Origin of the sequence: Brevibacillus sp. HB2.2 (assembly GCF_013284275.1) — a bacterium.
In the GTDB taxonomy this organism is placed as follows: Bacteria; Bacillota; Bacilli; order Brevibacillales; family Brevibacillaceae; genus Brevibacillus; species Brevibacillus brevis_D.
This window is the reverse complement of record NZ_JABSUV010000010.1, coordinates 98605-120765: the sequence shown is the minus strand read 5'-3', so window position 1 is coordinate 120765 and position 22161 is coordinate 98605. Positions and strand designations below refer to the sequence as shown.

Sequence of the window (22161 nt, the reverse complement as noted above, 5' to 3'; positions counted from 1 at the left end):
CTAAGGCATGAACTGATACAGGAGGCGAGGTGAGCTTTGGCGGTCCCAAATTCGATTGAGACCAAGCGGATCTGGATTCGACCAGTACTGCTTCATGCTGAATAATAGCTTGCTGATGGAGAGCTGGTCTGCATAGCGGATGACCATGGCTTCTTTTTCTCCAGACAAAGAGAGCGCGTAGCGTGTCGCTTCCTCCAGATCACCGAATTCATCGATGAGTCCCAGGCGTTTTGCTTGCTCACCGGAATAGACACGGCCGTCAGCGATTTCCAGTACGCGTTGACGGGAGAGGTTGCGGCCCTTAACGATGACGTCGACGAAATTGTTGTAGCTTTCGTTGACGAGTGTTTGGAAAATGTGCCGTTCGGGGTCCGTCAGTGGCCGGGATGGACTGCCGATGTCTTTGAAGCGTCCGCTTTTGATCGCGTATTGATGCACACCCAGCTTGTTCGCAGCTTCACTATAGTTAAACAGATTGAAAATCACGCCCAGACTGCCAGTTAGTGTGTTGGGATTGGCAAAAATCGCATCGCCTGTCGTGGCCAGGTAATAGCCACCAGAGGCTGCTGTGGAACCCATGCTAACGACGATGGGAAGATTGCGAACCTGCTTGAGCCGTAGCAAGCGTCTGTGTAGTTCATCAGTAGCGACCACCTCTCCACCTGGACTATCAATGCGAAGGACCACGGCTTTCACCAGCTCATCCTCTTCAATTCGGCGTAGCTGTTCAGTCAATAGCTCCGTCATCGAAGGCACCCCGGCGCTATTCTGTTGCCCCGAAATAGTGCCGTTCACAAACAGCTGCACAATTTTGCTGTTGCCATAACCGGATACCACATTTTCTTCCCAAGCGAACCCAGGATGGTCGACGAGATCTGTATAAGTCCCGTAAATACCTTCGACCAAAAGCCCTAATAGAAAAACGGCCAGTACGATTAAAAGAGCGACCCATTTTTTTCGATGCATGAAAACCACCTCACACTTAGCATGAGCCGCCGGGAGCATAGTTACGCATGCGACAAGCACTGGAAAAAATGGGATGGAGTCGATCGTCTATGAGGCTTGCATTCACCCACCGAATAGTAAATTCATGCAATTTTTAGACTATTGCGGTAAGATGAAAGAGGATGAACCACAATCAAGCTTGTTTTATCGCAATAGGGGGACAGACAAATGATTATACAGGTGTCGAATTTGACGAAGAACTACGGCGATCTGAAAGTGTTGAAGGGCATTACGACTCAGGTAGCAGAAAAGGAAGTAGTCTGTGTCATTGGTCCGTCAGGCTCAGGAAAAAGCACGTTTCTACGTTGCTTGAATCAGCTGGAGGAAATGAGCAGCGGAAAGATTGTCATCAACGGACATGATCTGTCAGACCCCAAGACCGATATCAATAAAGTGAGAGAAGAAGTCGGGATGGTCTTTCAGCGCTTTAATCTCTTTCCGCATAAAACGGTGCTGGAAAACGTCATGCTGGCCCCTGTAAAAGTAAAGAAAATGTCTCAGGAAGAAGCCCGCATGCAAGGCTTGGCTCTCTTGCAGAAGGTAGGGCTTCAGGACAAGGCCGATGTGTATCCCGAGCGGCTTTCTGGGGGGCAGATGCAACGAGTAGCAATCGCAAGGGCGCTCGCCATGAATCCAAAGGTTATGCTGTTTGACGAGCCGACATCCGCCTTAGACCCAGAGCTGGTAGGAGAGGTGCTTGCCGTCATCAAAAATTTAGCCAAAGAAGGCATGACAATGGTAATCGTGACGCATGAAATGAATTTTGCCAAGGAAGTGGGCGACCGAATCATCTTTATGGATCAAGGTATCATTATGGCAGAAGGCCATCCCAGTGAGGTTTTTGGCAATAAAATCAACGACCGCTTGCGTTCATTCTTAGGCAAGGTATTGGCGTGAAAAAAAAGGCACCAGCTGCTTCGTTTCGTATCAGGAAAACGAGGCACTGGTGCCGTATTATTTTGCTGCATCCAACAATTGACTGACCGTAACAAATCGATAACCCTGGGAACGCAAATCAGTGATAAGCTCCCGGAGAGCGGCGACTGTTTGCCGTTGGTTTAAGCCCCCGTCATGAAACAGGATGATATCCCCGGAGGAGACATTGCTCTTGACGCTTTTGGCAATGACGTTAGCCGTGCGTGCCAAAGACCAATCACGAGGATCAATCGACCAGTGAATGATGTCGTAGCCACTGGATTGAACCGCACTCATGACGTCATGTGTCAGGATGCCGTAGGGTGGACGGTAGTATTGCGCCAAAATGCCGGTCGTCTTCAAAATAGAGCGCTCTGCATGCTTGATTTCTTCGTACACTTCATGCTCGGTCAGCTTGTTCAGATCAAAATGGTGGTAGCCGTGGTTTCCGATTTCGTGCCCAGCCTTGTAAATCCACTGCATGACCTTTGGATGCTTGTCCACTTGGGAGCCAAGGACAAAAAACGTAGCCCGAACGTTGTACTGATGCAACACCTCAAGAATTTTGGGCGTATAGATAGCATCCGGCCCATCATCAAAAGTGAGAGCGACGACCTTTTTCTCTGTGTCGATTCTGTGGATTGGCTCATACGAAGGCAGTGTTTGCTGGGCAAAAGCAGGTAGGGTGCCGTAGCCAAGAAGGCAGGCGAGTAGCAAGGCGTACATTATGTAGTTGCGCATGAACAATCGCCTCCTTCTTCTGGGATGTGATTAGGTTCACCTCCTACCAGGGAAAACATGCTACCAAAAGAAAACAGCGGTCAGAGTAGGTGGTGGTTATGTTAAAATGGAAGAACCGTACATAGGAGAGGAGAGAGTTTGGTGGAACTCCGCGGTATTTTGCAAGGACTAACACACGAGTACCATGGAGGGGACAAGCCGGTAGATTACTATTTGAATATCGGCGGGTATCGCCTTCCGCTTAATGAATGGCTGGGCAGTGAATTGACGATTTCGTTTTTAGGCGAAAAAAATTGCATTGCCTGTGGCCGCAAAACAAACAAGACGTTTAACAGCGGGTATTGCTATCCCTGTTTTACCAAGCTGCCGGAAAATGACTTATGCATCGTCAAGCCGCATGAATGTCATTTTGACTTGGGGACTTGCCGGGACGAGAGCTTCGGCGAAAGATATTGCATGATTCCGCATTTTGTCTATCTGGCAGTGTCGAGTGATATAAAGGTAGGATTGACTCGCAAGCATAATGAATTAAGACGCTGGGTGGATCAAGGCGCAATTCGCGCGATTCCGATTGCAGAGGTTCCTACTCGTCGGATGGCTGGGGAGCTTGAATTCCACTTGAGTCAGTTTTTGCCGGACAAGACCAACTGGCGCAAAATGCTCAAGGGAGATGTGAAGGAAATCGACTTGCTCGCCATGCGTGACGAAGTGTACGGTCATTTTCCTGAACAGTTTAAAGCATTCCAATATCGCGAGGATGAATGGGTAGATATTGCTTATCCGATCTTGGAGTCACTGGATAAAATTAATTCCAAGACGCTTGATAAAGAAGAACAACTCGGCGGACGATTGATTGGTGTGAAAGCACAGTATTTGATTTTTGAAACGGGTGTATTCCAGGTAAGAAAGCACGCTGGCTACCAAGTCGAGATCAAAGCAAAAACGTCTGCATAATGACCTGCAAACTCCTCACACTAGGACATGTGAAGGAGGATGGCAGATGGATGAGCACATCGAGTACACCATGCCTTTAACCGGGACACTGGCTGAGGCCGTGGAAGACCAGGATGTCAAGCAACTAGGGGTGCCCTTCTCGCCGCTTTCGCAAATGTGGCAGGTAAATCCTGATGTTCAGACCAATGAAGAAGAGACTGAGGATCGCAGGAGCAATGAAAGCAACTTGCCGCAATAGCAGCTTACTTATGAACGACAGCCAGAGAACGTGATGGCTGTCGTTTTTGTTTAGCACGGTGAATACGTGAGGAGGCAGACGATGCGAGTCTGGTTGGATTCTTCTTGGGTAGCGATGGTGGTGTGAGGTGACGATGAAAAAAGGAGTAATCATCATCAAATGTGGTCGGTAGAAGGGTACAACATGACAGCTGGGTATAGCACGGATCTGGAGCAAGAGCAAGACCTGCTTCCGAAAAATATGTATCCAACCTATCGTGTGATGGAGCTAGCCGAAGCCGATTTGCAAATCCAAGCGTGGGCGAAGCTGCTTATTCAAAACAGTCAGGGCCAGTCATTTAACACCGCTCTAAACGGCAAAACCTATCTCTTGATCAAAACATCCCAAAGCGAAACAGATTCGGTGGAGACGGTAAACGTTGTCCGCTAGGTGTACTTCTTTTACAATGAAAGAAACGACGACATAAACCAAAAGCGAGGAAATGAATATGACGATGAAAGCGTATCTATACAACAAATGTGATACATGCCGCAAAGCGAAAAAATGGCTCACGGATCAAAATATTGGCTTCGAAGAAATTCCGATCGTGGATGCACCGCCGTCTAAAGAAGAGCTGCGCCAAATTTGGCAGACAAGTGGCCTCGATTTGCGCAAGTTTTTCAATGTGAGTGGCGTCCAATACCGCGAGCTGGGCTTGAAGGACAAGCTCCCTACGATGTCAGAGGATGAAATGCTTGAGCTGTTGGCTTCCAATGGCAAGCTGATCAAACGGCCTCTTATCGCAAGTGATCGCACTGTAACTCTTGGTTTCAAAGAAGAAGAACTGGAGAAGGCTTGGGGAGGGAAGGCATGATGCGCCAACCTTCCAAAAGACTGAATCATCTCTCCGCCGATATTTTTTCAGAAATGGATGCTCGCAAAAGGGAAGTTGCCAAAACAAGAACGGTATACGACTTGAGTATTGGCAGTCCTGATCAGCAGCCTGACGAGAAGCTTCTGCAAACGCTAATCCATGCTATCTGGCAACCAAACTCTTTTCGCTATCCGTTGAGCGAGGGGACTGCGGCCTTCCGAGAAGAGGTAGCCCGCTGGTATCAATATCGTTTTGGGGTGGAGCTGGCACCGGATGGGGAGGTTCATTCCTTGATGGGTTCACAGGATGGCTTGGCTCACTTTGCTTTGGCATGGACCGATCCTGGAGATATCGTTCTCGTACCTGATCCTGGGTATCCGATCTACGAAGGCAGTCTTCACTTGGCGGGAGCGGTACCTTACCGGATGCCTCTGCGGGCAGAAAATGAATTTTTGCCAAAGCTGACAGACATTCCAGAGGAGATTGCGGCTCGTGCAACGTTTATGATTCTGAACTATCCGAATAATCCGGTTTCCGCGGTCGCTACCCTTGCCTTTTTTGAAGAGGTCGTGGCTTTTGCCAAGCGTTTTGACATTATCGTGGTTCATGATTTGGCCTATTCGGAGATGGTGTTTGACGGCTACCAAGCGCCGAGCTTTTTGCAAGTGCCGGGAGCGAAGGAAGTGGGAATTGAATTTAATTCGTTTTCCAAGAGCTTCAACATGGCAGGTTGCCGGATTGCTTACGTTGTAGGGAACGCAGACATCATCAAGCCGCTTGCGATCGTTAAATCGAATATCGATTACGGTGTCTTTTTGCCTGTACAGCAAATGGCCATTGAGGCTTTGCGAAAGGATCGGGAATCGGGTGGGGAAAACACAGTCGCGCCCGTTTACCAGGAACGGCGTGATGTGCTGCTGGGGGCATTGGCAAAGGCAGGATGGAGTATTCCATCTCCCAAGGCGACCATGTTCGTCTGGGCAGCTGTACCGAACGGCTGGACGTCACGAGAGTTTGCCTTCGCTTTACTGGAGCAAGCCGGAGTCGTGGTCGTTCCGGGAAGTGCCTTCGGTGAAGAAGGAGAAGGGTATGTACGAATTGCCCTCGTCCAACCTCCTGAGGTCCTGTTAGAGGCGGTGGCAGCCATTGATCAATCCGGGATTCTTCGCATGAAAACAAGTGTGTAACGGTTGAAGTCAAAAAAGAGGGGATGAGCTTTCATGCGTTTGCGCGAAGAAATGCCTGACTTTCCTGGGATTACGGAGTGGATCAACGGGCAAGCAACCAAAGCTGATTTGGCTGGAAATCCTGTTTTGGTGCACATCTGGTCCGTCAGTTGTTACATGTGCAAGGAATCGATGCCAAGCATAAATGAATGGCGAGACCAATACGCTGCTAACGGTTTGAAGGTCATTGGAATTCATACGCCTCATTCGGAAAAAGATACAGATATCGAGATGATCAAGAAGGCGATTGCAGAACAACATTTGACACACCCTATTGCAATCGATAATGATAGAAAGATAGCCGATGCATTCCAGAATGAATACGTCCCCGCTTTTTATTTGTTTGACCAGACTCTTCAGTTACGTCATTTTCAGGCAGGAGAGAAGGGTCTTCAACTGGTAAAAAAACGCTTGTTCAGAATTTTGGGGATCAAAGAGGAATCCTAGAATGTTCGTCTAATTATGTATGTGTAATGGATTGTACCCGATAGGAGGATATGTAAACGATGGAATTCCCGAAAAATCTACGTTACAGTGAAGAGCATGAGTGGGTGCGAGTAGAAGGAAACAAGGCGTACATCGGAATCACTTCTTTTGCTCAAGCAGAGCTGGGTGACATCGTGTTTGTCGAGTTGCCTGAGGTAGGCGCGACAATCCAACAGGATGAGCCGTTTGGCAGCGTGGAATCGGTAAAAACCGTTTCTGAACTGTACGCTCCTGTAACTGGTAAAGTAGTAGAAGTAAATGGCGAACTGGAAGACGCACCTGAACTGGTTAACTCTTCGCCATACGAGCAAGCATGGATGATCGTCGTCGAATTGTCTGATACAGCTGAGTTGGACAAGCTGATGGATGCAGACAAATACGAAGCGATGGTAAAAGAATAGGAAACAAAAAAGCCGGGGCTTTTGTGCTCCGGCTTTTCTTTGTGTTATGGACGAACTACTCCAACTTGAATGTTCGTACTGCATCATTAAGCTCTTCTGCCATTTTCGCGAGCATCGTTGCAGCCGAAGAGATTTCCTCCATGGAAGCGGTTTGCTCTTCCGCTGCTGCTGCAACGGTTTGAGAGTTACCGGCTGATTGCTCTGCGATTTGTGTAATATGTGTAATGGCGGATACAATCGACTGCATTTGCTGACTGATCTTGCTCATTTCCGTTGTCACTTCATTCATGCGGACAAGCAACTCCGACGTGGAGCCCGTAATTTGCTCAAATGCATTTCCTGTTGAGCGAACGAGAGTCATGCCTTCTCCCAAAATAGTAGCGCCATGATTCATTGCCGCAATTGCTGAGCCTGTGTCCTGCTGAATCACCGTGACGATGTGACTGACCTGCTCGGCGGCTGAGCTCGACTGCTCCGCCAGCTTGCGCACCTCGTCGGCTACAACCGCAAAGCCTCGTCCTTGTTCTCCGGCGCGCGCTGCTTCGATAGCGGCGTTCAGAGCGAGGAGGTTGGTTTGATTGGCGATCGTCGTGATGAGTGAGATCATTTCTCCAATCTCTTGGGAGCGTTGGCCTAGCGAATTGACAATGGTAGAGGTCTTGGCCATCTGGCTATGGATTACATCCATGTGCTCGACCGTTTTGGTTGCCATCTGATTGCCATCTGTGGCTTGACGGTTCGCTTCTTGTGTAGAGAGATTTACATCCTCAATGCCTTTTTCCATCGTTTCGATGTGGACGGCAATCTCGTTGATAACCTCATAGCCTTGAACGGTCGCGTCCACTTGCTGCTCCGTACCGTAGGCAATTTCTTGAACGGATTGAGCGATCTGCTCTGTTGCTTTGCTTGTCTGTTCCGCACTTGCCATCAATTGTTCAGACGTAGCAGCAACCTGTTGAGCGTTGAAGCTGACTTGACCTAGCGTTTCGCGCAGGGTTGCCGTCATGGAGTTGAAGCGATTTGCCATAACCCCCATCTCATCGGCTGTCTGAATATCCATGGAAGCGGTAAAATCGCCATTGGAGAGGCCATGCGCCAGCTGGTTGGCGCGATCGATTTGTTTGGTCAAGTATTTGCTGAAGTAATAAATGACAGCAATCATAATCAACAGACCGATCAGACTCACCGTACAAAGCTCAAAGAACAAATCATAGAGTGGATCGGCAATTTCTTTTTCTGGCATCACAAGAGCGATTGTCCAGTTTGTATCTCCAAGCTCTTGAAAATAAACACGATTGGTGCCGTTTTCATCGGTAAACGTCTTCATTCCTGACTTCTCTTCTAGCAGAGAAGGACCAATTGCTGCCAAGGAGGCATTCTCGTCAGATTGAACGGAATGATTCATTAGCTTGTCTGCTTGAGGATGGGCGAGGTATCTCCCTTTTTGATCCACCAAAAAGGCCCAGCCTGTTTCGCCTACTTTTGTACTGGAGACGAGCTTTTCCACGTCACTGAGTGTAATATCGTCTGTGGCCACACCCAGAAGCTTTTTATCCGGCGTGTAAAAAGGAGCGACTACCGTCAACATGGAGACCTTGGAAACCTCGTCAAAGTACGGCTCGGAATAATCGGTTTCCTTCTTGGTTGAAATACCGACCTTGTACCAGTCTTGATTTGGATAGTTGTAGGAATCACTACTGTACTCACCTGTAATGTTAACCTTGCCGTCTGTCTTAGCCCCATAAGTAGCAACGAGTTTCTTGTTCGGGTCAAAAGCGTAAGGTTCCATGAAAATTCCCATTCCAACCGTCGTATCATTAATGAGAACAGTCTTGGACAGCAGGGAATTTAACTGCTCCAGCGAATTTGTAATAGGACCCATTTCAATAAAGCGAGCCATACTCAACGTTACCTTGCTATGGGCTTCCAATTGCTTTTCTACATTACTGCCGACCATATCTAGCTGATTATTGAGTTTGTCTTCAATTTCCCGATTCAGTTGGTCGACAGAGAACCAGAAACCGATGCCCACGACAAGCAAAAGTGTCAAGATAATGACAGGCAGGGTAATGGTCAGGGTTCGAGCACGAAGACTTTTGAAACGAAGCATGAAACCGCTCTCCTTTTGAATTTTACTAAAATGATTATTATTCCTTATTATCGGATAGATTAAGACTAGCTTTTATGATGGATTTAGGCAAATGAGGGAAAATATTCATACTAATCAGAAAATGTTGCATGAATCTAAGCAAATCGAGTAAAATGGATAAACCAAATCTTACTTCGATTTATTTATTGGTAGCATTTGCGGGTGGAGTGTTAGTGGGCATATAAGCTACAATGCGGATACAGACAAAAGTTTCGACCAAAAAACGGACATGGACGTGTTCATTTGGTGAATAGGGAGGGAGACTATATGAGTTTTTGTTGTGGTGCTGGAATGGTAGGTTCAGTAGGCTCAGTCCGTCATTATAAAACGCTTGTACACAATGTCCCGATCATGTTTTGTCCTGTATGTGACAGAATTGAGGTTCATCCTGGTATTGAGGGAGAATACGAAATTTTAGTAGAATATGCTCAGGGAGATCAGGCTCCAGAAGTGGATTTTGCTGATTTTGTGAGTGTTGACAATACATCCGAGTTGTTTGAGAATTGTACCATGACGGATGAAGCAGCCAGCTTCGCCGAAGTGTTAAAGCAGCAGATCGATATTTCGCTGGATCTGCTCGGGATCGCCAAGGAGTTGCAGGATGACGATTGGCGGGAAGCATTGATGATTCGTTTAAGACGGTTAAGCGAGCGATTGAAGCAGTACAATAAAAGAAAAGCTAATGTCGCACAAGAGCGCATGACCTGAGTTGACGTGGGAGGCAGTGTGAATGTTTCATTTGAAAGCCGTTCACCACATCGCATTGAATTGTAGTGATGTTGTGAAGGTAGCTCGTTTTTTTAAGGACATTTTGGAAGTCCCTATCCCGGAAGAGAATATGACGGAAGGAGCACCTGTCTACTTTCAAATTGGCACATACACACGGATCGGTCTTCATCCTCATGGCGGGGAAGCTGGGAAAGGCGGCGTAGGGCAAGTCGATCATCTCGCCTTCTCTGTGCAAAGCCGTGCTGAGCTGGACTATCTGGTTGATAAGCTGGAGGCAGAGAATATTTGCTATCGTGGCCCCATTACACAGCCTACCAGCTATAATTTGTATTTTGAGACACCCGATGGTCACCACCTTGAGGTGCGACTCGATAAAGACGAGTTTGATGAGTAGTATTTGCAAAAAGCATCTGCGTAAAGCAGATGCTTTTTGTTTTTGCTATCTTACTGCTGTGGTGCGGAAAAAGGTTGTGGATGATCTATTTTAGTGTTTTAAAAAGTACCGATGAACCAGCAAAGCCAGTGAGAAGAAAAAGCACAGGGCTCGTAGACCTTGACAACGCCTACTCAGTCGGAACTGCAAAAAGAGGACCACGCTTGTCGAACACTTCTTCCTTGAGAAACGTCCGCCCGTAGGGTGGCTTTGGCTCGACGGTCCTCTTTTGCAGTGGAGACGGACAGTAAATCCCCCCTTGCGGGCGTGTCAGAGTCGAAGAGACCTGTGCTTTTTCTTCTCCTCCACTATGTTGACTCAAAAATAATTCTCTAAAAATCTTTCTTACAATGTCGAGAAAAAGATAGCTACCCTGACAACAGCCGACAGTGACTCTCACGCCTCGCCAAAGGATTCGACCAAACAGGCCCCGAACCCAATTGAGAAGAGAGGGGTGGCGTGCAGATGATCGGAATGGGCAGACTGCTTTTTGAACTGGGCGAAAGACTGCAAGGAAAAGCACACCTGCAATTCATTACAGAAGGATGGGAGCGCAGGATCAGAATTGTAGTGGATGATTCACCATCACAGTGGCAATTGACGATAGCAAAAGGCGTTGCATCCTGGGATGTATGGACAGAAGAGCAGCCTGCCGATCTGATTATCAGGGGAGCGGAGAAACAAATGCAGATGCTGTTTGGCGGTGATGAGCTCGTCTATGTTCTAGCCAAAGAAAAGGTGCAAATCGCAGGGCCATTGCGCGACCAATTGAAGCTCGATGCCATTTTGCGACTGACCTGTCGGTGAACTGTCTAATGGGCATTGTGATATAATAGGAAGAAACGGTTTTGGAGGAGGCGCTTTAATGTCTACTGTTATGTCGTTGCAACAGACGGTTGCCGCACGTAAAGATGCTATTGCCGAAACATTCCGTCATCTGCATGAGAATCCGGAGATAAGCTGGAAGGAAGTAGAAACGACTCGTTATTTGGCGGAGCGCATGCGCGCCTTGGGACTGCGTGTTACGACTTTTGACGATTGTACAGGTTTAGTGGCTGAATGGGGCGAAGGGAAGCCAGTTGTTGGCTTGCGCACAGATATCGATGCTCTGTGGCAGGAAGTGAACGGTGAGTGGCGTGCGAATCATTCCTGCGGCCATGACGCCCATATGACGCTGATCGTGGAAACGGTAGAAGCATTAGTTGCCGCTGGATATCAACCGCCGGGAACGTTAAAAATTTTGTTCCAACCAGCAGAAGAAAAAGGAACGGGAGCATTGAAGCTGGTGGAGAAGGGTGTCGTCGATGACATCGATTATTTGTACGGTGTTCACTTAAGACCGATTCAGGAGATGGCAAATGGAACCGCAGGACCCGCTATCTACAACGGTGCAGCCATGTTTCTCTACGGGGAAATCACAGGAGTTGCTGCGCACGGAGCGAGACCACATCTTGGAATCAATGCGATTGAAGTAGCGGGAGCGATTATTTCAGGGCTCGGTCAAGTACATATCAATCCGATGGTGCCTACCACCGTCAAAATGACGATGCTGCAAGCCGGTGGAGAGAGCTACAACATTATTCCGGACAAAGCACGTTTTGCCCTCGATCTGCGAGCGCAGACGAATCAGGCGATGGATGACCTGGTGAATCGAGTTCGTCAAATGATCGACGGAGTCGCGATGTCTTTTCAGGCACGGATAGAGGTAGAGGCCGGGTCGCGCATGGTAGCGGCAGAGGTCGATGAGCAAGCGAAGGCATTTATGGAGCAGGCGATTATAGATGTGCTCGGTCAAGAGAATTTGCGAGCGGCACCTGTCAGTCCAGGAGCGGAGGATTTCCACTACTATACGGTGGAGCGTCCTCATATCAAGGCGACGATGCTGGCTCTCGGATGTGATTTGGTACCAGGGCTGCATCATCCGCTGATGCATTTTGACCGCTCGGCATTGGAAAAGGGTGTGGCGATTTTGTGTCAGACAGTTGTGAAAACGTTTGAAAATACGTAAATCTTTATGCCTTGTGAGAGCAACACTAAGAGAGTAAACTCTTGGTGTTGCTCTTTTTGTGGGCAAATGTCTCTACGTACCTCACGAATAGTCGATAGACTGGTTGGTTTGTGGACAAAATACTGCTGTTGGGGAATAATACGCATGAGGAGGGTTATTCACACATTCTCCATGAGAGATTATAAAATTATGTAGCTTATTTAGCTAAATGTGATATACTAATTACAAATCGAGCGACAATTAGAAAGTCACAATAAATGATACACATTTTGGGAAGGAGATCGTTCACACATGGAAACCAATACGGTTCAAAAGCTTACTGACATTCTTGGAGCTACGAAAGTGTATCATAACTTGCCTGTAGCTAATCTTGTTGAGATGGCAGTAAAGCGTGGCGAAGGGATTTTGACCGACAAGGGGGCGCTCAATGCGCTAACAGGGAAGTTTACCGGCCGTTCGCCAAAGGACAAATTTGTGGTGGACGAAGCTTCCGTACACGATAAAATCAACTGGGGTCCGGTTAACCAACCGATCAGTACTGAAAAATTCCAAGCACTTCAACAAGACGTGCTCCAATACTTACAATCCAAAGATGAACTGTTTATCTTCGATGGCTTTGCGGGGGCAGATACAACCTATCGCCTACCAATCCGCGTAGTGAACGAATTCGCATGGCATAACCTGTTTGCACGTCAGCTGTTCATCCGTCCGTCTGAAGAAGAACTGGCTGCGCACGAATCAGAATTCACGGTTATCTATGCACCTAATTTCAAGGCAAATCCTGCGGTACACGGAACGAACTCCGAGACTTTCATCGTATTGAGCTTTGAGCAAAAGACAGTGTTGATCGGTGGCACTGAGTATGCTGGCGAAATGAAAAAGTCGATCTTCAGCGTAATGAACATGCTGCTTCCAGAGCGCAACGTACTCCCGATGCACTGCTCTGCAAACGTAGGCAAAGACGGAGACGTTGCCCTGTTCTTCGGATTGTCCGGCACAGGAAAAACAACGCTGTCTGCTGACCCGGACCGTTTCTTGATCGGTGACGATGAGCACGGCTGGTCTGACAATGGCGTGTTCAATATCGAAGGCGGATGCTATGCAAAATGCGTCAAGCTGTCTGAAGAAGGCGAACCGCAAATCTGGAAAGCAATCAAGTTCGGTACCGTACTTGAAAATGTAGACGTAAACGAAGCGACTCGTGTAGCAGACTACGATAGCACCAAATATACAGAGAATACACGCGCTGCGTACCCAGTGGAAGCAATTCCGGGTGCTGTTATTCCAGGCGTAGGCGGGCAACCAAATGTTATCGTCTTTTTGACAGCCGATTCGTTCGGTGTATTGCCTCCAATCTCCAAGCTGAATAAAGAGCAAGCTATGTACCACTTCCTGTCTGGCTACACTAGCAAAATGGCAGGTACAGAGCGTGGCGTAACTGCTCCGCAAACAGAGTTTTCTACTTGCTTCGGTTCTCCATTCTTGCCACTGCATCCTGTCGTATATGCAGAAATGCTCGGTAAGAAGATTGACGAGCGCAAGGTTCAAGTATACCTGGTGAACACTGGTTGGACTGGTGGCCCGGTAGGTGTTGGACAACGTATGAAGCTGTCCTACACGCGTGCGATGGTAACAGCAGCATTGAACGGTGAGCTGGAAAAGGTAGACTATGTAGCTGATGAGATTTTCGGGGTACAAGTGCCGACATCTTGCCCGAACGTTCCTGCTGAAGTTCTGCAACCACGCAATACATGGGCAAACAAGGAAGATTACGACAAGCAAGCAGCTGATCTGGCTGCACGCTTCATTGAGAACTTCGAGAAGAAATTCCCGAATGCAGCAGATATTGCAAATGCAGGTCCTAAAGTAAAGTAATCGAACAGAAAAGAAACGGGTAGACGATAAGGTCTATCCGTTTTTTCTTCGTGAAAACAGCAAAAACCGTCAGCGTATGACCGACGGTTTTGAGCTTATCCGATACTTGTTGCCATCGAATACTTTCGAAGTATGGATTAGTACAACTTTTCCATTTGACTGTCGGAATAGAGTCAGGTAAGCTTCCGAAGGGACCCCTTCCATAGAGTGATAGCGATACATAAGTTTCTTGTTACTCTTTTTCAAAATGATCCTTTCATTTCGAGTTATCCATTGGTGTTTTTTACAAAAAGCACCTGCAATTTAGACGGAAATGTATGTCCAAAAGTAACAAAGGGAAAAATGCTGCGGAGGCAAGAATATTTAGGAAGGATTTATGCGCAAAAACAGACTTTCTAAATATAATGATATAAAAAATACAGATATGTTTCATTCCTTGATTTATAATTATTCTTATTATAAGATAGTTATTGAGAATGGATTGAGAATTTACCAACTCACTTTTGACGTGTATGGAGGGAATTCAGATGACAGCAGTACCGCATTTGCAAATAAAAAACCTTCGCGCCAAGATCGAGGACAAAGAGATCCTCAAAGGCCTGAATTTGGAGATCAAGGGCGGCGAAGTGCACGCGATCATGGGACCAAATGGTACCGGTAAATCGACATTGGCATCCACGCTGATGGGTCACCCAAAATATGAGGTAACCGATGGCGAAGTGCTGATCAATGACGAAGACTTGTTGGAAATGGCAGTAGACGAGCGCGCACGTGCAGGTCTGTTCCTGGCGATGCAATACCCGTCCGAAATCAGCGGTGTAACCAACTCTGACTTCCTGCGTTCCGCAATCAACGCGCGCCGTGGTGAAGGAAACGAAATCTCCCTGATGAAATTCATCCGTGAGATGGACAAAAAGATGAACACGCTGGAAATGGATGAGTCTTTCTCCCACCGTTACCTGAACGAAGGTTTCTCTGGTGGTGAGAAAAAGCGTAACGAGATTCTGCAAATGATGCTCTTGGAGCCAGCTATCTGTATTTTGGATGAGATCGACTCCGGTTTGGACATCGACGCATTGAAAATCGTAGCGAACGGTGTAAACGAAATGCGCTCCGCAGACCGCGGATTCTTGATTATTACGCACTACCAGCGTTTGCTGAACTATGTAAAGCCTGACTTCGTACACGTCATGATGCAAGGTCGTATCGTGAAGTCCGGTGGTCCTGAGCTGGCTGAACGCCTGGAGGCAGAAGGCTACGATTGGATCAAGGAAGAGCTCGGCATCGAGGACGAAACCGTAAACGCCAACGTGTAGGATGAAGGAGGCAGCAGTGAAATGAGTGTGGATGTACAGCTACGCTTCGATTCCGAGGCGATCACCCAGTACTCCAAAGCTAATCAGGAGCCTGCCTGGTTCCTGGAAAAGCGCCTCGCTGGACTGAAGGCGGCGGGAGAGCTGGCGCTCCCTGCCTTGGAGAAAACGAAGATTGATAAATGGAATACCGTTGATTTCGATCCGTTCCAAACCACTACAAAGGTGGCAGCGGCGAATGAACTCAGCGATTTGGTAAAAGCACAAATCGATGTCGACAGCGTGAAAAACCTGTTGGTACAAAAAAATGCTTCTACCGTTTTTCAAGCAGTATCCGATGAGTTGAAGGCGCAAGGCGTGATCTTCACGACCTTTGCTGATGCTCTGCAAACACATGGCGATCTTGTGCAAAAGTATTTGCTGAACGTGATCGCACTTGATGAGCACAAGCTGACTGCGCTGCATACGGCAGTAGTGAATGGTGGCGTTTTCCTCTACGTTCCGAAAAACGTGGAAGTAGATGTTCCTCTGCAAGCTGTGTATGAAATCGCAGGCGACAACGCTCTGCTGGCTCCACATGTTTTGATCGTGGCAGAAGCGAACAGCAAAGTAACCTACGTGGATACTTATGTATCTGGCGAAGGCAAAAGCATGGTTGCGAACAGCCTAGTTGAAGTATATGTAGGCGCGGGCGCATCTGTGCAAGTAGCTTCTGTACGTTCTTTGTCTGTAGACGTTCACGACTACAGCTTCCGTCGTGCAACTGTTGAGCGCGATGGAAAAATGGAATGGATTTTGGGTGAGATGAACGATGGCAACACCGTTGCTAATAACACCACTATCCTCAAGGGAACTGCTTCGATTGCAGAGACCAAATCCATTTCAGTAGGTACTGGTTCCCAACGCCAAAACCTCACTTCCCAAGTTCAGCATATCGGCACGCACACAGAGTCTGACATGGTGAGCAAGGCTGTTATGACGGATGAAGCAGTGAGTATCCTAAACGGTATCACGAAAATCGAAAAAGGCGCTGAAAAGGCAAACGGCGTACAGGCGGAAAACATCCTGATGCTGAGCGATAAATCTCGCGGTGATGCCAACCCGATCCTATTGATCGACGAGGATGACGTTAAAGCGGGTCACGCAGCTTCGGTAGGACGTTTTAGTGAAGAGTCTATCTTCTACTTGATGTCTCGTGGTATTTCCCGTCAAGGCGCAGAACGTCTGATTATTCTCGGCTTCCTGGAGCCAGTTGTTGCTGAGATTCCAGTAGAAGAAGTGAGAAACAGACTCCGTCAGGCGCTTGAAAGGAAGTTAGGCTAATGAACGCCAAGGAGCTTCGGAAATATTTTCCCATCCTACACCAAGAAGTAAACGGACATCCGCTCGTTTATTTGGATAATGGTGCAACCTCTCAAAAACCGATTCAGGTTATCGAGGCGATGGATAAATACTACAGGGAGTATAACTCCAATGTGCACCGTGGCGTGCACACCTTGGGTAACATAGCGACAGACGGGTACGAAGGCGCGCGTGAAAAAGTACGCGCCTTCATCAACGCCCGTGAAGCCGCAGAAATCGTCTTTACGCGTGGTACGACCTCTGCTTGTAATACGGTAGCGTACGGCTATGCTCGCAAGTACCTGGGGCCGGGAGATGAAATCGTGACCACATTGGTGGAGCATCACGCCAATTTCATTCCATGGCAGCAGGCAGCCAAGGCGACCGGAGCGACCTTTAAGTTCATTCCGCTGGCAGAGGACGGAACCGTTACTCTGGAAGCGGTCAAGGAAACGATTACGGACAATACCAAACTCGTTGCGATTCACCATGTTTCCAATGTATTGGGGGATACTACTCCAATCAAGGAAATTGCCCAAATCGCTCATCAGCATGGCGCACTTTTGTTTGTTGATGGAGCGCAGGGTGCTCCACACAAGAAAATCGACGTCCAGGATTTGGATTGCGATTTTTATACGTTTTCAGCCCACAAGATGGCAGGTCCGACAGGTGTAGGTGTCCTGTACGGCAAGCGTGAGGTGCTAGAGCGTGTGGAGCCGATGGAGTTCGGCGGAGAAATGATCGACTACGTGGATATGTACGATTCCACGTGGAAGGAGCTTCCTTGGAAATTTGAAGGAGGAACTCCGATCATCGCAGGAGCTATCGGATTGGGAGCAGCGATCGACTTTTTGGAAGAGATCGGTATGGACAATATCGAGCGTCATGAAAAACATCTCGTCAAGTACGCGATGGAACAAATGCGCGAGATAGAAGGATTGAAGATTTACGGCCCACAGCAGGACCGCAGTTGTTTAATTACATTCAACCTGGATACAGTACATCCGCATGACCTGGCGACCGTGCTGGACAGTTACGGAATCGCAGTTCGTGCCGGTCATCACTGCGCACAACCGCTGATGCGTTGGCTGAATGTGACGGCTACCGCTCGGGCAAGCTTCTACCTGTACAACACAGAAGAAGAAGTAGATGTGCTGATCGCGGGCTTGAAGAAGACGAAGGAGTATTTCGGCAATGTCTTCTCTTGATGATTTATACCGCCGCGTCATTATGGATCACTACCAGAAACCGCGCAACCGCGGCAAGCTGGAAGAATCCGACGGACTCATTGTGAATTTGAATAACCCGACCTGTGGCGACAGCATCTCGCTCTCCTTGAAAGTGGAGGACGGCAAAGTGGTGGACGCGAAGTTTCTCGGTGAAGGCTGCTCAATCAGTATGTCATCTGCTTCCATGATGACGGATGCTGTCAAAGGCAAGCCAGTAGCAGAAGCACTGGAGCTGTCGCAAAAATTCTCCGATATGATGCAAGGCAAAGAAATCGATGACTCGATTGATCTTGGTGATATCGAAGCTTTGTCTGGCGTAGCCAAGTTCCCAGCGCGAATCAAGTGTGCGACATTGGCTTGGAAAGCATTGGAGCAAGGTGTCAAACAGGCGGAGCAGGAATAGGGATAGGTAAGGGACATGAACACGAAGGAGTGAGCAACGATGGCTGTTAAAGGCCCAGAAATACAGGAGTATCAGTACGGCTTTCACGATAAGGACGTTTCTGTATTCCGTACCAAAAAGGGTTTGACTCGCGAGATCGTCGAAGAAATTTCGAAGATCAAGGATGAGCCAGCATGGATGCTGGAATTCCGTCTAAAAGCATTGGACATCTTCAACAGCATGCCGATGCCAAAATGGGGCGGCGATCTGGACGACCTCGATTTTGACAGCATCACCTACTACGTAAAGCCTTCTGAAAAGCAAGGCCGTAGCTGGGATGAGGTGCCAGAAGAAATCAAGGCAACCTTTGACAAGCTGGGTATTCCAGAAGCAGAGCAAAAGTTCCTCGCAGGTGTATCTGCCCAGTATGAATCTGAGGTAGTTTACCACAACATGCAGGAAGACCTGGAAAAACTGGGAGTTCTCTTCTGCGACATGGATTCTGCGGTGAAGCTTCACCCAGAAATCGTGAAAGAATACTTCGCGACAGTGATTCCTCCAGCAGACAACAAGTTTTCTGCACTGAACTCGGCAGTATGGTCCGGTGGTTCCTTCATTTACGTACCAAAAGGCGTAAAAGTAGAAACTCCACTGCAAGCATACTTCCGCATCAACTCCGAGAACATGGGTCAATTCGAGCGTACGCTGATCATCGCTGATGAAGATTCCTTTGTTCACTATGTAGAGGGCTGTACAGCTCCAATCTACAGCACGGATTCCTTGCACTCCGCTGTTGTAGAAATCATCGTAAAAGAACGCGCTCGCTGCCGTTACACCACGATCCAAAACTGGTCCAACAACGTATACAACCTCGTTACGAAACGTGCGGTTGCATACGCGGATGCGAACATGGAATGGATCGATGGTAACATCGGTTCCAAGCTGACGATGAAATACCCAGCTGTTATCATGAAAGGACCTCGCGCGAAAGGTACCGTTCTTTCCATTGCAGTAGCAGGAAAAGGACAACACCAAGACGCAGGTGCGAAAATGATTCACCTGGCGCCAGATTGCACGTCGACGATCATTTCCAAGTCGATTTCCCGTGATGGCGGAAAAGTAACCTACCGTGGTCTGTCGCAGTTTGGACGCAAGTCGGAAGGCTCCAAGTCCAACATCAAGTGCGATACGCTGATTCTGGATAAACTGTCCACGTCCGACACGATCCCGTACAACGAGATCATGAACGACAGCATCACGCTTGAGCACGAGGCGACTGTATCCAAGGTATCCGAGGATCAACTCTTCTACCTGATGAGCCGCGGTTTGTCAGAAGCAGAAGCAACTGAGATGATCGTAATGGGCTTCATCGAGCCATTCACAAAAGAATTGCCGATGGAGTACGCGGTAGAGATGAACCGTCTCATTAAGTTTGAGATGGAAGGTTCTATCGGATAATTGTTTCGATAACGTGTAAATACGTGTCTGATTCGTTCAGACACGTTTTTTTTGTACCCTTGCTTTATGAGGAGAAATGGGTAAGTCCTCTGGCGCTAATCCGCCAGAGGACTATTTTTACGAGGACAAACCGAATTTCCATAATAAGATCATAAATAATCCCATCGGAATGACCCAAAGTAAAGGAATGGCATTGAGTGCGTAACTCGTTTTGAATTTCAACTTGTGATAGTAGTACCAGCTGCCCAACGCTGAGGCAAGTAGTACAAGCGGATACGATAGGATTGTATAGAACACCCCTGGCGCTCCCGTATCATATTCATCTTCCGGTAAAAGCACAATGGTAAAAAAAACAGAAATTGCCCAAGCCAATAAGAAAATGGCATAGATACTTTGACTGATAGAAAGGACGAGACAAGCTGTCTTGTTTTTCATAAGTGCCTGGTTCCTCCTAAAAAGTGGAATTACTAATAAACAAGACGAGAGGAGATAGAAAAAGTAACAATACCAATTGGATAGATATCAAGGTCACCCGTCCTCCCATTATAGAAGGCGTTTTTTTTGCTTGTTATCATTTTCATGTTATTCCGTTCGTCCACCTTGCAATGTACCTTACCAATTAAGTAAATTAAGCTAATACCAATCATGTTCGTAATAAGCACCGATAAAATTGACTGGGGAAATACAAGAGTTGCTGATCGCAATAGTTATAGCTGATAGAGGGAGGATGAACCATGAAGGTTTTAGTAGTGGAAGATGACAAGACCATTGCAGAGGGCTTGCACTATTCGCTTTCCAGTGAGGGCTATGAAGTAGTTCTTTGCGAAGGGAAACAAACTGCATTCGAAGCAATTAAACAGCAACGTTTTGATCTATATTTACTCGATCTGACTTTGCCAGATGGTAATGGCTATGAGATTTGCGAATATGTAAAAGAAAATCAGGATGCCCCTGTCATCTTCTTGACGGCGTGTGATGATGAAATCAATGTGGTTCGGGGGTTAGATATGGGAGCAGACGACTATATCACAAAGCCGTTTCGTATCCGGGAGCTAATTAGCCGAATGAAATCATCCCTTCGACATTACCAAAAAGAGCCCAACCTGTCTGACAAAGTGAGGATTGGAAATGTAGTCGTAAATACAAAACTGGCTAAAGTGTACAAAGGAACTGAGGAAGTGATGCTGACTGCTTTAGAATACCGTTTACTGTTGGCATTCATAAATAATAGAGGGCAAGTTCTGTCCAGAAATCAGTTGTTAGAGGGTATTTGGGATCTAGATGGTAACTTTATCAATGACAATACCCTATCGGTTTACATTAAGCGGCTTCGAGAAAAGTTGGAGGATGATAGCCAGAATCCCAAAGTGATAGAAACCGTTCGCGGTCTTGGCTATCGAATGAGTGGAAGTCATGTTTAAAAATAAAGAAATACAGAAGCTATGTATGTATAGCATGGTTATTTCCATCATGGGGATCGCAATTCTTTGGATGATTGACTGGAAAGCGGGGATTGTGGGAGTTGCTATGGTATTTCTGCTCCTTTCCACTTTTTTCGTGTTTACCCGCAAACGTTATCAGGACATCAGTAAGCTCGCTTATTATTTGGCTTCTGTATATTCAGGCCAACCCACGATGGATATTAGGGATAACGTTGAGGGTGAATTGAGCATTCTGAAAAATGATATTTATAAAGTCACATTAACATTGTCCGAGCAGTCTACTCATCTGAAAAAGGAAAAACAGTACTTGGCAGATACTCTTTCGAACATCTCCCATCAACTAAAAACGCCACTTACCTCCATGTTTGTCATGGCTGATTTGTTAAACAACCCGAGTCTGCCAAAAGACAAGAGGGAGGAGTTCTTGGGCAAGATTATCAATCAGTTGAAGCGTATTGAATGGCTCGTGACTTCATTACTCAAGCTGTCCAAAATCGAAGTGCAGAGCGTTATTTTCAAGAAGGAACTCGTATCTGTCAAAAAAATGATAAACAAGGCATTAGAACCGCTCCTTGTCCCGATGGAATTAAAAAATCAGGAGCTCTCTTTTTCCTGTAAAGAAGACCTTTTCGTGTATGGAGATGAAAACTGGACGGTAGAAGCCATTTTGAACGTAATGAAAAACGGGATTGAGCATACGCCAGTTGGGGGACGTATTGCCATTTCGTGTGAGGAAACACCCTTGTTTACACAAATTGTCATTTCCGATAGTGGCGAGGGGATTAGCCCGGAAGATGCTCCACACATTTTTGAACGATTTTATAAAGGGAAGAATGCGGGAGCGGATAGTATTGGAATAGGGCTAGCCATGTCTAAAACAATCTTGCAAAGTCAAAACGCCGATGTGTTTATGGAAAGCCAGATGGGTGTAGGCACAACATTCAAAATCAAATTTTACAAGCAAATCATTTAGATGACAAAAT

General features: G+C 47.2%; 25 protein-coding genes. 20 read left to right on the top strand and 5 right to left on the bottom strand.

Going from position 1 to position 22161, the window contains the following annotated elements:
* Positions 1-966, bottom strand: coding sequence for a signal peptide peptidase SppA (sppA, locus tag HP401_RS09680; protein ID WP_173604871.1), 966 nt, complete (start codon positions 964-966; stop codon positions 1-3).
* 207 nt (positions 967-1173) lie between these two features.
* Between sppA and HP401_RS09675 the strand changes: the two genes are divergently transcribed.
* The gene (locus HP401_RS09675; RefSeq protein WP_217366016.1) at positions 1174-1902 is read left to right on the top strand and encodes an amino acid ABC transporter ATP-binding protein; all 729 of its coding nucleotides are present in this window, start codon (positions 1174-1176) and stop codon (positions 1900-1902) included.
* Positions 1903-1959: 57 nt separating this feature from the next.
* Here HP401_RS09675 and HP401_RS09670 read toward each other — a convergent pair whose 3' ends face one another.
* Positions 1960-2661, bottom strand: a complete 702-nt coding sequence (locus HP401_RS09670) for a polysaccharide deacetylase family protein (protein ID WP_173604870.1) — start codon at positions 2659-2661, stop codon at positions 1960-1962.
* A 141-nt stretch (positions 2662-2802) separates the two neighbouring features.
* On the opposite strand from HP401_RS09670, the gene HP401_RS09665 reads away from it, so the two are divergent.
* The 7 genes from HP401_RS09665 (at position 2803) to gcvH (ending at position 6819) form a co-directional block, all read left to right on the top strand.
* A complete protein-coding gene (locus HP401_RS09665) occupies positions 2803-3615 on the top strand; it encodes a DUF2797 domain-containing protein (protein ID WP_173604869.1) in 813 nt (270 codons plus the stop codon).
* Positions 3616-3661: 46 nt separating this feature from the next.
* A complete protein-coding gene (locus HP401_RS09660) occupies positions 3662-3853 on the top strand; it encodes a hypothetical protein (RefSeq protein ID WP_173604868.1) in 192 nt (63 codons plus the stop codon).
* Positions 3854-4012: 159 nt separating this feature from the next.
* Positions 4013-4282 (top strand): hypothetical protein, encoded by a 270-nt coding sequence (locus tag HP401_RS09655; protein WP_173604867.1) that lies wholly within the window; start codon positions 4013-4015, stop codon positions 4280-4282.
* A 58-nt stretch (positions 4283-4340) separates the two neighbouring features.
* Positions 4341-4706 carry an arsenate reductase family protein gene (locus tag HP401_RS09650; RefSeq protein WP_041749627.1) on the top strand — a complete coding sequence of 122 codons (366 nt, stop codon included), beginning with the start codon at positions 4341-4343 and terminating at the stop codon, positions 4704-4706.
* Positions 4703-5893 carry an aminotransferase class I/II-fold pyridoxal phosphate-dependent enzyme gene (locus HP401_RS09645; RefSeq protein ID WP_173604866.1) on the top strand — a complete coding sequence of 397 codons (1191 nt, stop codon included), beginning with the start codon at positions 4703-4705 and terminating at the stop codon, positions 5891-5893. Before HP401_RS09650 ends, HP401_RS09645 begins: the two co-directional genes overlap by 4 nt.
* Positions 5894-5926: 33 nt before the next feature.
* On the top strand, positions 5927-6379 hold the full coding sequence (locus tag HP401_RS09640; RefSeq protein WP_064201510.1) for a redoxin domain-containing protein: 453 nt from the start codon (positions 5927-5929) through the stop codon (positions 6377-6379).
* A 59-nt stretch (positions 6380-6438) separates the two neighbouring features.
* A complete protein-coding gene (gene gcvH, locus HP401_RS09635; RefSeq protein WP_007726364.1) occupies positions 6439-6819 on the top strand; it encodes a glycine cleavage system protein GcvH in 381 nt (126 codons plus the stop codon).
* Between the two features lie 55 nt (positions 6820-6874).
* Here the strand turns inward: gcvH and HP401_RS09630 are convergent, their stop codons facing one another.
* Positions 6875-8929 carry a methyl-accepting chemotaxis protein gene (locus tag HP401_RS09630; protein WP_173604865.1) on the bottom strand — a complete coding sequence of 685 codons (2055 nt, stop codon included), beginning with the start codon at positions 8927-8929 and terminating at the stop codon, positions 6875-6877.
* 306 nt (positions 8930-9235) lie between these two features.
* Here HP401_RS09630 and HP401_RS09625 point away from each other — a divergent pair, with 306 nt between their 5' ends.
* Together HP401_RS09625 and HP401_RS09620 are read left to right on the top strand one after the other, a co-directional pair.
* On the top strand, positions 9236-9676 hold the full coding sequence (locus tag HP401_RS09625) for a hypothetical protein (RefSeq protein WP_007726368.1): 441 nt from the start codon (positions 9236-9238) through the stop codon (positions 9674-9676).
* 22 nt (positions 9677-9698) lie between these two features.
* On the top strand, positions 9699-10091 hold the full coding sequence (locus HP401_RS09620) for a VOC family protein (RefSeq protein WP_007726371.1): 393 nt from the start codon (positions 9699-9701) through the stop codon (positions 10089-10091).
* 169 nt (positions 10092-10260) lie between these two features.
* Here the strand turns inward: HP401_RS09620 and HP401_RS09615 are convergent, their stop codons facing one another.
* Positions 10261-10452 (bottom strand): hypothetical protein, encoded by a 192-nt coding sequence (locus tag HP401_RS09615; RefSeq protein WP_173604864.1) that lies wholly within the window; start codon positions 10450-10452, stop codon positions 10261-10263.
* 143 nt (positions 10453-10595) lie between these two features.
* Between HP401_RS09615 and HP401_RS09610 the strand changes: the two genes are divergently transcribed.
* The 8 genes from HP401_RS09610 (at position 10596) to sufB (ending at position 19736) form a co-directional block, all read left to right on the top strand.
* A complete protein-coding gene (locus tag HP401_RS09610) occupies positions 10596-10937 on the top strand; it encodes an SCP2 sterol-binding domain-containing protein (protein WP_173604901.1) in 342 nt (113 codons plus the stop codon).
* Between the two features lie 58 nt (positions 10938-10995).
* Positions 10996-12138: a M20 peptidase aminoacylase family protein gene (locus tag HP401_RS09605; RefSeq protein ID WP_041749625.1), complete on the top strand. Its 1143-nt coding sequence runs from the start codon at positions 10996-10998 to the stop codon at positions 12136-12138.
* Between the two features lie 291 nt (positions 12139-12429).
* Positions 12430-14013, top strand: coding sequence for a phosphoenolpyruvate carboxykinase (ATP) (pckA, locus tag HP401_RS09600; RefSeq protein ID WP_173604863.1), 1584 nt, complete (start codon positions 12430-12432; stop codon positions 14011-14013).
* Positions 14014-14540: 527 nt separating this feature from the next.
* Positions 14541-15329 carry a Fe-S cluster assembly ATPase SufC gene (sufC, locus tag HP401_RS09595; protein WP_015893095.1) on the top strand — a complete coding sequence of 263 codons (789 nt, stop codon included), beginning with the start codon at positions 14541-14543 and terminating at the stop codon, positions 15327-15329.
* 21 nt (positions 15330-15350) lie between these two features.
* The gene (gene sufD / locus HP401_RS09590) at positions 15351-16649 is read left to right on the top strand and encodes a Fe-S cluster assembly protein SufD (protein ID WP_173604862.1); all 1299 of its coding nucleotides are present in this window, start codon (positions 15351-15353) and stop codon (positions 16647-16649) included.
* Positions 16649-17875, top strand: coding sequence for a cysteine desulfurase (locus tag HP401_RS09585; RefSeq protein WP_007726378.1), 1227 nt, complete (start codon positions 16649-16651; stop codon positions 17873-17875). The genes sufD and HP401_RS09585 overlap by 1 nt, the downstream gene beginning before the upstream one ends.
* A complete protein-coding gene (gene sufU / locus HP401_RS09580) occupies positions 17862-18299 on the top strand; it encodes a Fe-S cluster assembly sulfur transfer protein SufU (RefSeq protein WP_007726380.1) in 438 nt (145 codons plus the stop codon). The genes HP401_RS09585 and sufU overlap by 14 nt, the downstream gene beginning before the upstream one ends.
* A 39-nt stretch (positions 18300-18338) precedes the next feature.
* On the top strand, positions 18339-19736 hold the full coding sequence (gene sufB / locus HP401_RS09575; RefSeq protein WP_015893091.1) for a Fe-S cluster assembly protein SufB: 1398 nt from the start codon (positions 18339-18341) through the stop codon (positions 19734-19736).
* Positions 19737-19853: 117 nt separating this feature from the next.
* On the opposite strand, the gene HP401_RS09570 is transcribed toward sufB, so the two are convergent.
* Positions 19854-20171, bottom strand: coding sequence for a hypothetical protein (locus tag HP401_RS09570; RefSeq protein ID WP_173604861.1), 318 nt, complete (start codon positions 20169-20171; stop codon positions 19854-19856).
* 299 nt (positions 20172-20470) lie between these two features.
* On the opposite strand from HP401_RS09570, the gene HP401_RS09565 reads away from it, so the two are divergent.
* Positions 20471-21157 (top strand): response regulator transcription factor, encoded by a 687-nt coding sequence (locus HP401_RS09565; RefSeq protein ID WP_173604860.1) that lies wholly within the window; start codon positions 20471-20473, stop codon positions 21155-21157.
* Positions 21150-22151: a sensor histidine kinase gene (locus HP401_RS09560; protein WP_173604859.1), complete on the top strand. Its 1002-nt coding sequence runs from the start codon at positions 21150-21152 to the stop codon at positions 22149-22151. The genes HP401_RS09565 and HP401_RS09560 overlap by 8 nt, the downstream gene beginning before the upstream one ends.
* The last annotated feature ends 10 nt before the right edge of the window (positions 22152-22161 follow it).

Excerpts from the sequence above, each read along its gene's own strand:
- sppA (WP_173604871.1), bottom strand. The coding sequence starts at position 966 with ATGCATCGAAAAAAATGGGTCGCTCTTTTAATCGTACTGGCCGTTTTT.
- HP401_RS09630 (WP_173604865.1), bottom strand. The coding sequence starts at position 8,929 with ATGCTTCGTTTCAAAAGTCTTCGTGCTCGAACCCTGACCATTACCCTG.
- HP401_RS09660 (WP_173604868.1), top strand. The coding sequence starts at position 3,662 with ATGGATGAGCACATCGAGTACACCATGCCTTTAACCGGGACACTGGCT.
- HP401_RS09560 (WP_173604859.1), top strand. The coding sequence starts at position 21,150 with ATGTTTAAAAATAAAGAAATACAGAAGCTATGTATGTATAGCATGGTT.
- HP401_RS09620 (WP_007726371.1), top strand. The coding sequence starts at position 9,699 with ATGTTTCATTTGAAAGCCGTTCACCACATCGCATTGAATTGTAGTGAT.
- HP401_RS09610 (WP_173604901.1), top strand. The coding sequence starts at position 10,596 with ATGATCGGAATGGGCAGACTGCTTTTTGAACTGGGCGAAAGACTGCAA.
- HP401_RS09625 (WP_007726368.1), top strand. The coding sequence starts at position 9,236 with ATGAGTTTTTGTTGTGGTGCTGGAATGGTAGGTTCAGTAGGCTCAGTC.
- sufB (WP_015893091.1), top strand. The coding sequence starts at position 18,339 with ATGGCTGTTAAAGGCCCAGAAATACAGGAGTATCAGTACGGCTTTCAC.
- gcvH (WP_007726364.1), top strand. The coding sequence starts at position 6,439 with ATGGAATTCCCGAAAAATCTACGTTACAGTGAAGAGCATGAGTGGGTG.
- sufD (WP_173604862.1), top strand. The coding sequence starts at position 15,351 with ATGAGTGTGGATGTACAGCTACGCTTCGATTCCGAGGCGATCACCCAG.
- HP401_RS09570 (WP_173604861.1), bottom strand. The coding sequence starts at position 20,171 with ATGAAAAACAAGACAGCTTGTCTCGTCCTTTCTATCAGTCAAAGTATC.
- HP401_RS09675 (WP_217366016.1), top strand. The coding sequence starts at position 1,174 with ATGATTATACAGGTGTCGAATTTGACGAAGAACTACGGCGATCTGAAA.
- pckA (WP_173604863.1), top strand. The coding sequence starts at position 12,430 with ATGGAAACCAATACGGTTCAAAAGCTTACTGACATTCTTGGAGCTACG.
- sufU (WP_007726380.1), top strand. The coding sequence starts at position 17,862 with ATGTCTTCTCTTGATGATTTATACCGCCGCGTCATTATGGATCACTAC.
- HP401_RS09650 (WP_041749627.1), top strand. The coding sequence starts at position 4,341 with ATGACGATGAAAGCGTATCTATACAACAAATGTGATACATGCCGCAAA.
- HP401_RS09645 (WP_173604866.1), top strand. The coding sequence starts at position 4,703 with ATGATGCGCCAACCTTCCAAAAGACTGAATCATCTCTCCGCCGATATT.
- HP401_RS09670 (WP_173604870.1), bottom strand. The coding sequence starts at position 2,661 with ATGCGCAACTACATAATGTACGCCTTGCTACTCGCCTGCCTTCTTGGC.
- sufC (WP_015893095.1), top strand. The coding sequence starts at position 14,541 with ATGACAGCAGTACCGCATTTGCAAATAAAAAACCTTCGCGCCAAGATC.
- HP401_RS09565 (WP_173604860.1), top strand. The coding sequence starts at position 20,471 with ATGAAGGTTTTAGTAGTGGAAGATGACAAGACCATTGCAGAGGGCTTG.
- HP401_RS09655 (WP_173604867.1), top strand. The coding sequence starts at position 4,013 with ATGTGGTCGGTAGAAGGGTACAACATGACAGCTGGGTATAGCACGGAT.
- HP401_RS09640 (WP_064201510.1), top strand. The coding sequence starts at position 5,927 with ATGCGTTTGCGCGAAGAAATGCCTGACTTTCCTGGGATTACGGAGTGG.
- HP401_RS09605 (WP_041749625.1), top strand. The coding sequence starts at position 10,996 with ATGTCTACTGTTATGTCGTTGCAACAGACGGTTGCCGCACGTAAAGAT.
- HP401_RS09585 (WP_007726378.1), top strand. The coding sequence starts at position 16,649 with ATGAACGCCAAGGAGCTTCGGAAATATTTTCCCATCCTACACCAAGAA.